General features: G+C 66.1%; 13 protein-coding genes. 11 read left to right on the top strand and 2 right to left on the bottom strand.

Features of this window, described 5'->3' with window-relative positions; genetic code table 11:
• The first annotated feature begins 307 nt into the window (after window positions 1–307).
• Window positions 308–1,075, top strand: a complete 768-nt coding sequence (locus tag CH285_RS26425; protein ID WP_032371716.1) for an SDR family NAD(P)-dependent oxidoreductase — start codon at window positions 308–310, stop codon at window positions 1,073–1,075.
• Window positions 1,076–1,115: 40 nt separating this feature from the next.
• Here the strand turns inward: CH285_RS26425 and CH285_RS26420 are convergent, their stop codons facing one another.
• Window positions 1,116–2,738 carry a TM0106 family RecB-like putative nuclease gene (locus CH285_RS26420; protein ID WP_052068982.1) on the bottom strand — a complete coding sequence of 541 codons (1,623 nt, stop codon included), beginning with the start codon at window positions 2,736–2,738 and terminating at the stop codon, window positions 1,116–1,118.
• A gap of 193 nt (window positions 2,739–2,931) precedes the next feature.
• Here CH285_RS26420 and CH285_RS26415 point away from each other — a divergent pair, with 193 nt between their 5' ends.
• The 9 genes from CH285_RS26415 to CH285_RS26375 all read left to right on the top strand — a co-directional run bounded on the left by CH285_RS26415 (window position 2,932) and on the right by CH285_RS26375 (window position 10,623).
• Complete coding sequence (locus tag CH285_RS26415; RefSeq protein WP_027494864.1) at window positions 2,932–3,582, top strand: DUF6474 family protein; 651 nt, start codon at window positions 2,932–2,934, stop codon at window positions 3,580–3,582.
• A 16-nt stretch (window positions 3,583–3,598) separates the two neighbouring features.
• The gene (locus CH285_RS26410) at window positions 3,599–4,132 is read left to right on the top strand and encodes a hypothetical protein (protein WP_032371717.1); all 534 of its coding nucleotides are present in this window, start codon (window positions 3,599–3,601) and stop codon (window positions 4,130–4,132) included.
• Window positions 4,133–4,183: 51 nt separating this feature from the next.
• Window positions 4,184–4,849: a YcnI family copper-binding membrane protein gene (locus tag CH285_RS26405; RefSeq protein WP_032371718.1), complete on the top strand. Its 666-nt coding sequence runs from the start codon at window positions 4,184–4,186 to the stop codon at window positions 4,847–4,849.
• The gene (locus CH285_RS26400; protein WP_094642803.1) at window positions 4,846–5,409 is read left to right on the top strand and encodes a copper resistance CopC family protein; all 564 of its coding nucleotides are present in this window, start codon (window positions 4,846–4,848) and stop codon (window positions 5,407–5,409) included. The genes CH285_RS26405 and CH285_RS26400 overlap by 4 nt, the downstream gene beginning before the upstream one ends.
• A 16-nt stretch (window positions 5,410–5,425) precedes the next feature.
• Complete coding sequence (locus CH285_RS26395; protein ID WP_230074776.1) at window positions 5,426–6,370, top strand: copper resistance D family protein; 945 nt, start codon at window positions 5,426–5,428, stop codon at window positions 6,368–6,370.
• Between the two features lie 101 nt (window positions 6,371–6,471).
• A complete protein-coding gene (locus CH285_RS26390; protein ID WP_230593066.1) occupies window positions 6,472–7,662 on the top strand; it encodes a DNA cytosine methyltransferase in 1,191 nt (396 codons plus the stop codon).
• Entirely contained in the window at window positions 7,646–8,506 is an 861-nt protein-coding gene (locus CH285_RS26385) for a GIY-YIG nuclease family protein (protein ID WP_052069039.1), read from the top strand. The genes CH285_RS26390 and CH285_RS26385 overlap by 17 nt, the downstream gene beginning before the upstream one ends.
• A gap of 24 nt (window positions 8,507–8,530) precedes the next feature.
• The gene (locus CH285_RS26380) at window positions 8,531–9,439 is read left to right on the top strand and encodes a LysR family transcriptional regulator (protein ID WP_032371719.1); all 909 of its coding nucleotides are present in this window, start codon (window positions 8,531–8,533) and stop codon (window positions 9,437–9,439) included.
• Between the two features lie 68 nt (window positions 9,440–9,507).
• On the top strand, window positions 9,508–10,623 hold the full coding sequence (locus tag CH285_RS26375; protein ID WP_032371720.1) for a TDT family transporter: 1,116 nt from the start codon (window positions 9,508–9,510) through the stop codon (window positions 10,621–10,623).
• A 2-nt stretch (window positions 10,624–10,625) separates the two neighbouring features.
• On the opposite strand, the gene CH285_RS26370 is transcribed toward CH285_RS26375, so the two are convergent.
• Window positions 10,626–10,976 (bottom strand): VOC family protein, encoded by a 351-nt coding sequence (locus tag CH285_RS26370; protein ID WP_032371721.1) that lies wholly within the window; start codon window positions 10,974–10,976, stop codon window positions 10,626–10,628.
• Between CH285_RS26370 and CH285_RS26365 the strand changes: the two genes are divergently transcribed.
• Entirely contained in the window at window positions 10,975–12,336 is a 1,362-nt protein-coding gene (locus CH285_RS26365) for a plasmid pRiA4b ORF-3 family protein (protein ID WP_052068984.1), read from the top strand. The two genes, CH285_RS26370 and CH285_RS26365, sit on opposite strands and share 2 nt — an antisense overlap.
• The last annotated feature ends 18 nt before the right edge of the window (window positions 12,337–12,354 follow it).

Genomic DNA, 12,354 nt, shown 5'->3' with positions numbered 1-12,354 from the left:
CAGGACGGTGAGTTTTCGATCTGGTCCTGGGTGGCTACTTGTTTGTTTGCTGCGGCCGCAATCCTGACCGGGCTTCGTACATTTCGCCGCAGAAGTGACGACGAGCATGGACTCACGAATCCGTAGGGAGTATCACCGTCACTCGAAGGGCGGTAGGCCGACCGACCCCTCGATGCGGGAGAGTCGGGTGCGGGAGAGCGGGGTGCCTGGGAGTGGGGTGAGGTCCCCCGCCGGTTATGGTGCAGAACACAGCGTGGTCGCTGCCTGTGCCGCGACCCGACACCGCTAACGAAGGGGATCGTACGACGTGGAGATTTCAGGAACAGCAGCGCTCGTCACCGGTGGCGCGTCGGGCCTCGGAGCAGCAACCGCAACACGTCTGGCAGGCGCGGGCGTCACGGTGTTCGGTCTCGATCTGCCGCAGTCCATCGAGCGCGCCGGAGACAGTGTCCCGGACGGCGTGACCCTCATTCCCGCCGACGTCACCAGTGAGGCCGAGGTCGAGGCGGCGCTGGACACCATCGTCGAGTCCGGTGTGCCGCTGCGCATCGTCGTCAACTGTGCAGGCGTGGGCTGGGCGGGTCGCATCCTGTCCAAGAAGGGACCGCACGATCTCGAGCTGTTCCGCACGGTCATCACCATCAACCTGCTCGGCACGTTCAACGTGATGCGGCTGGCCGCCAACCGCATTCAGTCGCAGTCCACCGTCGACGACGCCGGCCAGCGCGGCGTTGTCATCAACACCGCATCGGTCGCCGCATTCGAGGGTCAGATCGGCCAGATCGCCTACACCGCCTCCAAGGGCGGCGTGCACGCGATGACCATCACCGCGGCCCGTGACCTGGCCCAGGTCGGCATCCGCGTGAACACCATCGCCCCCGGCATCGTCGACACCCCGATGCTCGCCGGTGTCACCGAGGAATACCGTCAGGGCCTCGAGGCGTCCGTGCCCTTCCCGTCGCGTCTCGCGCAGCCCAGCGAGTACGCCCAGCTGGTGCAGATGATCGCCGAGCACGACTATCTCAACGGCGAAACGATCCGCATGGACGGCGCGATCCGGATGGCACCGCGCTAGAAGTCCTTTCGCGTGTGGCCCCGACTTCTCGGGCGCGGGGTCACACGCGAGCGCGCAGGTCCGCCACGGTCGGGATCTCGTGCTCGGCGCGGTCGGACATCCACTCGCGCAACACTTTAGTGGCGAGCACATCGTCCTCGTTGTAGACGAGTAGCCGTTCTCGCTGGGTGTGATCGGGATCGGCGTCGTATCCGACAGCCTCGCGGTACCAGCCCATCGACGCCTCGCCGCCGGCTTCCTCGTCGCGCCAGGAGAATCCGGCCACCGGGGCAATCTTCTTCAGCCCCTTGCCGTTCGGGCAGATGAACTGGTCACTGACGGCCTGATAGATATCCACCCACTGCTCGCTGTCGATGAATTCGCGTATCTGCGCCTCGGTGGGCACTCCGGGGACGTCGGCGAAGCGTCGGGCCGAGTCGAGTAACCACTTGTCCTCGGCTTGTCTCGAATAGCAATACGCTGCAAAGGTTTTGCCGCGAGCCGCGGCATCGGCTCGCGTGTCCATCAACCAGTTCCAGAACACCGCGAACGAGCGTCCCTCGTCGACGGTGGGCAGCGGATCCCACGTGACGAAGCCGCGATACTCCGGCGGCGGTCCGCCTGCCTCGGTGAGGAGCGTGCCCCACAGGTACGCGCCGTGCTCCTGATAGCTCTCCATGTCGACGTCCACCTCCACGTCGGCGCGGTGGACCGTCACGGTCTCCGATCGACGCAGAAGCGGCACGTCGGCGCGCCAGGCCAGCGCCGCAGACACCGCGTCGTCGAAGTTGCCGAAGGGCCACTCCTCGGGAGCCGGACCGGTCCATTGCGCCAGTTCGTCGATCGTCCGCACTCCAGCGCTGCGCAGCACGTCCGCTCGAGATCCCGATGCGACGAGTGAGACGTCGCGGGCCGCCACCAACTGCGGCTTGCAGTCGAACCACCAAGCACACGAACGGCATTCGCTGATCTGCGAGGGAACGGTCACCGCGTCACCGCTCGCGACAGCAAGCCGGTCCGCGAAGCGAATGTCGTATTCGTCGAGCGCGGCAGTCAGGTCGTGTACCAACACGCACTCTCCGCGATAACCCACTGCGCCTCCGACCGGGGTGGCCGTGGCCAAGCCCTCGTGGGCGAGCATGCGGTACAGGTGCGCGAGGCGGAGCTGATCGCGTAACTGGCTGCGCACCTTGCGGGTCTCGTCGACGGCGGGAGCCCAGTGCGTGAGCGGTGTGGTGCGCGCACCGCGCCCGGGGTCGGTCACCTTGTGATTGACGACGATCACCGGAATGTAGCCGCCCGACGCGTCACGCACGAGAAGCTCGCTCCGTCCGCGGCGGCCGGTATCGCGTTCGAGTGGCAGAACTGCATTCCAGATACGTTCGACGCCTGCGCGGCAGGCCGCGATGGTCGCATCGGCCGCAGCACGGGCCGTGGGCTCGTCGATCTCGGTCCACTGCATGGGGTCGGCCGCTGCCAACTGCGCGCGAATGTTCTCGCGATGCGCCTGGGCCGCCTCTCGGCGTTGCCGCACCCCGGGATTCTCGGGTTCACCGCGCAGGAGCGCCCCGTAGGCGGTGTCGAGATAGAGCCGGTGCCGACATCGCGTCAACGATCCGGCGTCGAGCAGCACAGGTGCGTGCGACGCTGCCGCATCTCGTTGACCGTTCACACCGCTAGACATTAGGTGAGCCCTCCGACAGCCGAAGAAGAACAGCTGCCTATCAGGCGGGAGTGGAGCCTGGGGACCAACCCATTAGGCGGGAGTGGAGCCTGGGGACCGACCCATTAGGCGGGAGTGGAGCCTGCGGAATGACCCATTAGGCTGTGTGGAACGCACCGTTACCGCCTAGCAGCACATGTCAGGAGCCTTGTCGATGGGTCTGTTCCGTAAGCGCAAAGGTCGTGCCACTCGCAAGGCGGAGGCGAAGGCCCTCAAGCACAAGGCCACTCTCGAGGCGAAGCTCGGCGCGAAGAACGAGCGCAAGCAGCTGAAGTCGATCGCCAAGGCGCAGCGCAAGCTCAGCGCGGTGGAGGCGAAGTCGCAGAAGAACGTCGAGAAGGCGCAGGTCTCGGCGTTGCGGGCGCAGCAGAAGGCGGCTGCGGCCGGCACGCTGAACGTGGCTCAGATTCGTAAGTATCTCGGTATTGCTCGGCTTCTGTTGCCGGTGCTGGCTCCGATTGCCTACCGCGCTGCCACCGTCGTTCGCGGGCAACTCGACAACCGTAAGGCGCAGCAGCTGGGTGTCGCACCCGATCAGCTGAGCGAGTACTCGGGCCACGGCGGCAAGCTCAGCGCCCGGATCGCCGGTGCCGAGAAGTCGCTGAGCACCATCGGATCGCGTCATTCGGATCCGGAGACCAAGAGTTTCGGTGCCGCGATCAGCGAGCGTCTCGACGATCTCACCACCGCTGTGCGCGCCGCCGAGCAGATGCCGCCTGCACGCCGCAAGACTGCCCACGCCGCCATTTCCGCTGAGCTCGACGGCATCGAAGCGGACGTGCTCGCTCGCCTCGGCGTGCGCTGATCTCACCGACCATCCGATGACCGACGGCTCTGCTGCACCTCTTCGCGGCGGAGCTGTCGGTACGGTCACCGCCGCCCTCGCGGTGGCTGCGCACGGAATGGCAGGCGGCGGCTATCTCAGCGGATCGGGATTGGCTCTGCTGATCGTGGTCAGCCTCGGTGTCGGTGCCATGACTGCCGTTCCGCGTCGCTCGACTGTTCTGTTGCCCGCTCTGATGGGTGGCCAACTCCTCGCCCATACCGCACTGAGCCTGAGCGACATGGCCGGCATGGCCGGCTCACCACACAGTCATTCGCTGCTGCCCAGCGCCGCGATGATCGGCTTTCACGCGGCCGCGTCGCTGGTCGCCGCGCTGTTGATCGCCGCAGCCGAACGTCTCTACGGCCCGATCACATCCATCGTTCGTGCCGTTCTCGCGCTCCTCACTCCCCTGCCCGACGGTTCCGCTGTCGGTCGCGTCCGGTTCTCCGTCGCAATGCCGTCGGTGCACGGTATTGCCCTGGACTGGGCCATTTCTCGTCGTGGGCCTCCGATGTCGATCAGCTCGTAGCTCTGATCCGACATCCCCTTTCCACCTCCGTACAGAAATGACCCAACACTCATGAAGAGTTCCATTCCGCGTGCCTTGTTCTTCGTATCCGGTGCCACCGTCGGCGCACTGCTGATCGGCGCAGGCGCAGCCTCCGCCCATGTGGTCGTCTCCGCGCCCGACGCCGCGCAGGGCGGCTACTCGGTCCTGACGTTCCGCGTCCCCACCGAGTCCGACACCGCATCGACCAACTCGGTCAAGGTCACCTTGCCCGGCCTCAATTCTGCTCGCACCCAGCCCATTCCGGGGTGGACGTCCACCGTCGAGAAGGACTCCGCCGATCTCGCCGTGTCGGTGACCTGGACGGCGAATCCCGGTGCCGAGGTCGGTCCGGGCCAGTTCCAGCAGTTCCTGCTCTCCGCGGGGCCGCTGCCCGAGCAGGAAACCGTGTCGTTCCCGGCCACCCAGACCTACACCGACGGTGAGGTCGTGCAGTGGAACGAGCCGATGACCGAGGACGGCAGCGAGCCCGAATTGCCCGCTCCCACACTGACCCTCGCAGCATCAAGCGGTGACGCGCACGGCGGAGCCCACGCCGAGACGACGGACGCAGCCGAGCAGACGTCCACGTCCTCCTCGGACACCACCGCCCGGTGGATTGCCGGTGCCGGGCTCGTTCTCGGTGCCGTCGGCGCCGGCCTCGGAATCGGTGCAACCGTACGGAGCCGACGCTCGTGAGGGCGCTGACCGTGTCCGCCAAAGCGGTGGTCGTATCGGCGGTGGCCTTGCTGGCACTGCTGATCGCGGCTCCGATTGCCTCGGCTCATTCGCAGGTCACCGGGTACAGCCCGGCCGACGGCTCCTCGCTCGACGCATCTCCGGCGACGGCATCGGTGACCTTCAACGAGGTGCCGCAGTCGCAGTTCGCAACGCTCAACGTCGTCGGCCCCGACGGCAACATCTGGTCGAAGGGCGATGCTCGCATCGAGGGCCAGAGCGTGGTCGTCGATGTCGGTGATCTGGGCCCTGCCGGCGAGTACACCCTCGCCTACCGCATCACCTCGGCCGACGGTCATCCGGTGAGCGGCACGGCTACGTTCACGCTGACGCAGGAAGGGTCCGGAACACCCGGGGCACCGGCCGATGCGTCGGGCACCTCGGAAGAGTCCGAGGACGGGTTCCTCGGCGGCTACGGTCCCATCGTGCTGGTCGTGGTTGCGGTCCTCGCATTCGGCGGAGCGTTGGCATTCGCACTGCGTAAGCCGAAAGACCAGCGTAAGCCGAAGAGCGAGAAGTAGATCCGACGTGGCTGCGGTGAGCGAGAGGAGCGTTCGGCTCGTGCTCGCCGCCGCAGCCTCGGCGGTGGTGGGGGTCGCCGCAGCGTTCGCGCTGGCGTACCCCACCTTTCCCAGCGGGTCGTCGTGGCTCCGCGTCATCGCTGTCGCGTCGGGTTCGGTGGTGTTGGGGTTCGGAATTCTCGCTGTCCTGGACGGTAATTCCGCATCTCGACGCCCCGCCCTCGACTCGCTGGTGATGTGGCGGTCGATCGGGTTCCTGTCGGGTCTGTGGGCGGTGGCCGAGTTCGTCCTGTTGGCAGCGGCCGCAGCCGAGGCCGAGGGCCGAGCAGTGACGGCGCTGTCGCCGAGTGCATTTGCGGCCTTCGTCGCGTCGATCTCCGTCGGTCGACTCGGCGCGACGACGGTGCTCCTCGCGCTAGTTCTGTGCGCCATGGGCGTACTCGGATATCGACGAGACGCATCCTGGTCCCCGGTTCCCGTGGTCACGCTGGCGGCGCTGGCCCTGGTCGCGCGACCGATCACCGGACACATGTCGCAATTCGCATTCGGGTCCATTGCCGTTGCCGTGCATGTGGTGTGCGCCTCGGTGTGGCTCGGTGTGCTCGGCGCGATGGCGCTGAGTCTGCGGACCAAGACAGCCTGGGCGACGCTTTTACCGGCCTATTCCCGGATCGCGCTGTGGTGCGTCGTCGGGGTGGCCGTGACCGGCGTATTCGACGCGGTCCTGAAGTTGGAGAGCCCGGCCGCTGCGATCGAGACAGGTTACGGCCGAATCGTTCTCGCCAAAGTCGTGATGACCGTGATCCTGGTGGCTGTGGCATCTCGAATCCGCCGCACGTGGTTGCCGACCGCCACTGCGCACCGCTCCACGGCGGACTACTCGGTGCGGCGAGCTGCAGCTCATGTCTGTCTGCTGACGGTGGCGTTCGGACTGGCGGCGGCGTTGGCAACCACGGCGTAAGGCCGGAGTGCAGCCTGCGGAATGACCAGGAAAAGCCGGAGTGCAGCCTGCGGAATGACCAGACAAGCAAGTCTGTCGGGGCTCTGTACTAGCCTGAGTGCATGCCGAAGTTGACTGTGGTGCCGGGTGGTTCCTCGGTGTCGGCGCGCGATCGGATTCCCACGGTCGCCGAGTTCTTCGCCGGTATCGGTTTGGTGCGAATGGGCTTGGAGCAGGCCGGTTTCGAGGTGTGCTGGGCCAACGACATCGAGCGCGACAAGCACCACATGTATCGCCAACACTTCGGTGACGACGCGGCCCATTTCCAGCTCGGGGATGTCGCCGGCACGCGGGGCGGCGATCTGCCGGACGGTCTGTCGTTGGCTTGGGCGTCGTTTCCGTGCACGGATCTGTCTCTGGCCGGGGGTCGGGCCGGTCTCGCGGGCAAGAACTCCTCGACATTTCGGCACTTCACTCGAGTGTTGGACGAAATGGGTGACGGCCGTCCCGAGGTGGTCGCGCTGGAGAACGTCGTCGGTCTGGCCACCAGTCATGGGGGCGACGATCTGGCGGCTGCGGTCCGTGAGCTCAACGAACTCGGCTATTCGGTGGACGTCCTCACCATCGATGCTCGACGGTTCGTCCCGCAGTCCCGTCCTCGTTTGTTCCTGATCGGTGCGCAACATCCGCCGGAGGATGCCCGCGATCCCAACAGCGAACTGCGTCCGGATTGGTTGCAGGCGGTCTACGGCGATTCGACGCTGTCGACGCATCGGGCTCCGCTGCCCAGCCCGCCGATCCCGTTGACCAGTGGTCTCGGCGATCTGGTCGAACGAATGGATTACCGCGACGAGCGCTGGTGGGATGCAGACCGCACCGAGGCGTTCGTACGCTCGTTGTCTCCGATTCAGTTGCAGCGCATCGAGATTCTGAAGAAGGCGCGCAAGGTCAGTTACCGTACCGCCTACCGTCGTACCCGCAACGGCGTCGCGGTGTGGGAGGCCCGCCCCGACGACATCTCCGGCTGCCTGCGTACTGCGCGCGGTGGGTCGTCGAAGCAGGCGGTGGTCAAGATCGGCCACGGCCGGTTGCAGGTGCGCTGGATGACGCCTCTCGAGTACGCCCGCTTGATGGGAGCCGGCGACTACACGCTCGGCGGTCTGCGGAACAACCAGGCGCTCTTCGGTTTCGGTGATGCGGTGTGTGTTCCGGTGGTCGCGTGGCTGGCGGAGCACTACCTGATGCCCCTGGTGAACGGGACACTCGGTTCCATCGCGCCGAATGGAACTGCTGCGCATGTCCAGTCACGGTAAGTCCTCGCTGCGGGCGTCGGCGGTCGCGCCGCGCAAGAGCAGTCTGCCTGCGGACGATGTGCAGTCATTTCGAGCTGCACTGCGAGAAGTGCTGAGCGAGAAGGACGATCGAGGACGCGTCTGGTCGGCGGCCAAGTGGGGCGTGTATGCGTTCTACGACTACGACGGCGAGCCGATCTACGTGGGGCAGACCAAGGAGAAGCTCAGCGTTCGGGTGCAGCGGCATCTGACCAATCAGCGGACCGACGCCGTCGCGATGCGAGTGCTGGACGTGTTCGAGGTCGCGGAGATCGAGATCTGGCCGCTCTGGCAGTACGAGGACCTCAAGAAGTCCGACGGCGCAGAACAATTCCGCACAGCTGAACGAGACTTGAACGCCCACGAGTACACGGCGTACCTCGAGGCCATCGACAGGTCGCGTCACAAGGCGATCCTGAACGAGAAGATCCCGCCGGTCTCCGAGCCCATCACTCTGCCTGCGTCACTGCGGCGGTCGCTGATCTCCGAGCAGACCCGAATAGAGCGCGGTCACCCCGACATTCGGATCGCGCGACGCGCGGAGACCATCTCCCGATTGGCTGCGGTCACTCGCGAGCGCGGTGAGGTGTCCGAGGGCCTGCGACGCGTCCTGGTGGTGCAGGCGGTGCGGCTGGCGTATTTGTCTGCGGAGCGACTCGCATTCGTCGAGGGTCACCCCATTCCCGATCCCGCGGCCATCGACGTCACCGCCCTGGTGGGTTCGGTGCTGCACGAACGTAGCGATCCCGAAGATCCGGACGACCCCGGAGACCCAGAGGACCTACCCGAGCCCGACGCCGAGCTGGACCTGTTCAGCGACTACTGACTCCCGTCGCCGTAGGCTCGACCTGTGCCGCTTCCCCCTCACGTTGCCGATCTCACCAGCATCGATCTGTTGCTGTCGGTGGCCGAGCTCGGCAGCATCGGCCGTGCCGGACACGCCCACGGCATGTCGCAGCCCGCGGCAAGTTCTCGCATTCGCGCGCTGGAGCGTCGCGTCGGAGCGCCGTTGTTGAAGCGGGGCGCACGCGGAACGGTGCTGACCGAGTTCGGCGAGCTGGTCGCGAGTTGGGCAGCGCCGGTCGTCCGGTCGGCCGAGGACTTGGCGACGGCGATCGCCACGCTGCACGCCGAGCGCATCGGCCACCTGCAGATCGCGGCCAGTCAGACTGTCGCCGAATATCTTCTGCCGAGATGGCTGGTCACACTGCACACGACGCTGCCCCAGATCGTGCCCACGCTGAGCTCGGGCAATTCGGCGGTGGTCGCCGCGACGGTGCTCGCCGGAGACGCAGACCTGGGGTTCATCGAAAACCCCAGTGTCCAGGACGAACTCACGTACCGCACCGTCGCAACCGACGAACTGGTTCTCGTCGTGGCACCCGGACATCCGTGGGCACACACTGCACCGTCGACGGAAGAGGTGGTCGAGACGGCGCTGGTCACCCGCGAGGCCGGGTCGGGAACCAGGTCCGTGTACGAGAGTGCCGTTGCTGCAGCAGGTTTCGGCCTGCCCCCGACCCCTCTACTGGAAGTGTCGTCGACGACGGCTATCAAGTCCGCTGTGGCAGCGGGGATCGGCGGTGCCGTCCTCAGTTCACTGGCCGTCGCGACGGAGCTGGCGGCGGGCAGTCTGATCGGAGTGCCGCTCCCCGATCTGTCCCTGCACAGAGACTTGCGCGCGATCTGGCGATCGGGCCGTGAGCCCAGCGGCCCGGCCGCGGAACTTCTGACGGTCGCTGGGTCCATCCAGTCATAATCTTCAGTTATGGCTGGATGGCGAATTGCTGTCTACCGGACGTGGGCCGCGTCGCGCACAGTGAAGTCATGACCGTCCTCGAGTCCGTCTCGTATGCACCCCGGCTGTCGCGCAGGCGGACCGTCGAGCACATCACCCCCAACTGGTTCGCCGCCGTCATGGGAACCGGCATCGTCGCCACCGCGGCCGCCACACTGCCCGTCGACCTCCCTGCGTTGCGCGTCTTCGCCGTCGTCGTATGGGTACTCGCTGCCGCAGCACTCGCAGTGATCGGCGCAGCCTTCGTGCGGCACTGGACCGGGTACCGCGCACGCGCAGTCGACTACGCGCAGCACCCGGTGATGATGCAGTTCTACGGCGCACCGCCCATGGCCTTGCTCACCGTCGGCGCCGGGGCCGGCCTGCTCGGCGGAGACCTCATCGGTCCCACGGCGGCCACGGCACTGTTCGCAGTCCTGTGGGTCGCCGGCACGGTCACCGGCCTGCTCACCAGCATTGCCGTGCCGTTTCGCATGATGACGTCCGGGCATCGGCAGCAAGTCACGGCGCTACCGGCGTGGTTGATGCCCGTCGTCCCGCCGATGGTGTCGGCATCGACCGGAGCGTTGCTGCTCCCTCACCTGCCCGACGGCCAGTGGCGGTTGGCGCTGCTGTGCGCGTGCTACGCGATGTTCGGGCTGTCGCTGATCGTCGGAATGCTCACCATGACGTTGATCTACGGACGCCTGCTGCACGGCGGTCTGCCGTCCGTCGACGCGGCTCCGACGGTCTGGATCACGCTCGGGTTGATCGGCCAGTCGGTCACGGCGGCGAACCTGCTCGGCACCGATGCAGCGACGGTGTTCACCGGGACACAGTCGTCGATCGCCGTCGGGCTGCACGTCGTCGGGATCGGCTACGGACTGATCATGGGCGGATTCGGCGCGCTGATGTTCGCACTGGCCACTGCCCTGACCGTCCATGCGGCACGCAGGAAGCTGACCTTCTCACTGACGTGGTGGTCGTTCACGTTCCCGATCGGCACCTGCGTCACCGGAGCGACCGCACTGGGCAATGCCCTCGATTTCGGCGCGGTCCGTGCCCTTGCCGTACTGCTGTACGTCGTGCTCGTGACGGCCTGGATCACTGTCGCTGCTCGAACCCTCCGAGGCGTGATACGAGGAAACCTGCTGCAGCCCAGCTGATCTCACATGTGCGCGAGCACGTTCACCACGTTGCCGCCCGCGTCTCGGAAGAAGAATCGGCGCACGCCCCACTCCTCGTTGGTGATCTCGTACACGATCTCGAAATTCGCATCTACCGCGGCGCGGTAAGCCGCGTCGACGTCGTCCACTTCGAGAGACGCCGACGGATTCACCGGGCCGGTGGGGTCGACGGTGATCAGACTCAGTTGCGCGGTGCTGTCTCCCGGTGACGCCAGCGTGGCGATCCAACCGTGGTTCATCACCACCTCCATGCCGGTGACCTGGACATACGCGTCCAGCGCCGCATCGAGATCGGTGACCGTGAGCAGGGGCATCGCGCGCACAACGTCCATGTTCGGACTGTATCGCGCCGAAAGCGTCCCCGCGGGGACGTTCTCGACGGGCATCTCGCACATGGGGGACGATGTTTCGATGCTGACGATCAAGGTAACTCTGGCCGACATCGAACCAGCGGTGTGGCGGCGGTTCACCATCAATTCCGACGCCACACTGCCCGAGCTACACGACGTCATCCAAGATGTCATGGGCTGGGAAGACCGACACCTGCACATGTTCTTCGTCGGCGACGATCCCTATCGAACCAGTCGACGCTACGAGATGAAGTCCGCGCTCGAAGAGTGGGACGACGGCGCCGGGACGCTCGAGGACGGCGTTCCAGTGGACGAAGTCCTCGGTGCCGTCGGGGATCGTCTCGGGTACGAGTACGACTTCGGTGACGGATGGACACACCACCTGGTCGTCGAAGAAATATCGACCGTTGCCGGTACTGCAACCTGCCTCGACGGCAACCGCGCCTGCCCACCCGAGGACTGCGGTGGCACGTCGGGCTACGACGAACTGCTGAAGGTTCTGGCTGATACCGATCATCCTGAGCACAACCATATGAAGCAGTGGGCGGGCAGCTTGGAGGAACGCTTCGCGGTGGCCGACGCGAACAACAGAATCGCGTTGCGGCGCGCGGTGACGGAGTTGGCCGGCCGCGTGCGGGAGCGGCTACCCAAACTCGGCTCGCTTCTCGAACGCGGGCCCCTCGAGTATCACCCCGATCTGCCCGATGTCCTCGCACGCGTCGATTTCGATGTGGCACAGCTGGACCCCGTAGCGACGGCATCGGCAATGGAAAAGCTGACATGGATGCTGGCGCGGGTGGGCGCAGACGGAATCACGCTGACTGCTGCGGGCTATCTCCCACCCAAAGACGTTGCTGCGATGCGTGCAGAGCTCGAGTGGGGTGCCGAATGGTTCGGAAGCTCCAACCGCGAGGTGGACCATCAGCAGGTGCACTGGCTTCGGGCTGCAGTGACGCAACTCGGGCTGGTTCGCGTGCTGAAGGGACGGCTACTTCGCACCCGGTTGGGCAACACCCTGGCCACCGACCCGCTCCGCCTGTGGTCGCACGCCGCGGCTCGGATGCCCTTCGGCCGCGAGCAGTACGAGAAGGATGCAGGCCTGCTGCTGCTGGTGTCGGTTGCAGGGGGTTGCTCTGCGACCGAACGCAATTCGCTGATCCTACGAAGCCTCGAGACCATCGGGTGGCGAATCCCAGAAAGCGAAAGACGCTACGCCCAGTACCTCGCTCGACCGACCTTCGACTTCCTCACTCTGATCGGCGCTGTGCCGTCGACTTTGGGTCGCGACGGGGCCGTACCGGATTGGGGACACACTTTTGCCGTACATGCACTCGGCTCGTGAACCAGAAGGTGCTACCGG

The sequence above is a fragment of the Rhodococcus sp. 05-2256-B1 genome, from assembly GCF_002258465.1.
In the GTDB taxonomy this organism is placed as follows: Bacteria; Actinomycetota; Actinomycetes; order Mycobacteriales; family Mycobacteriaceae; genus Rhodococcoides; species Rhodococcoides fascians.
The sequence above is the reverse complement of the archived record's forward strand: the minus strand, read 5'-3'. Positions and strand labels throughout refer to the sequence as shown.